Raw genomic sequence first — 242 nt, 5'->3', positions numbered from 1 at the left:
TCAACCCCGTCGTACAGGCAAGGCAACTAAAACAGTCTTGTTGACCTAAATATCTGCTCACGGACCAGGAATAGATAACAGCATAAGTAAAACCTTGTTCTACCCTCTGATCACCAACAAAGAAGGTGGCTCAGGGCTTGGACTCTCGAGTGCACGGACGCTCTTTGATCAGCACGATGGCTATAGTGAGTGTGATAGCTGGGCTGGACATACTGCATGTAATATCTATCTGCCCTTTGCTG

1 pseudogene is annotated in these 242 nt (G+C 47.5%); it reads left to right on the top strand.

The window, feature by feature from the left end:
* Positions 1-242 (top strand): annotated as a pseudogene (locus tag R0J88_RS22940) (ATP-binding protein); the annotation flags it as partial.

It is taken from the genome of Pseudoalteromonas sp. SIMBA_162 (assembly GCF_046535955.1).
Lineage (GTDB): Bacteria > Pseudomonadota > Gammaproteobacteria > Enterobacterales > Alteromonadaceae > Pseudoalteromonas > Pseudoalteromonas marina.
The sequence above is the reverse complement of the archived record's forward strand: the minus strand, read 5'-3'. Positions and strand labels throughout refer to the sequence as shown.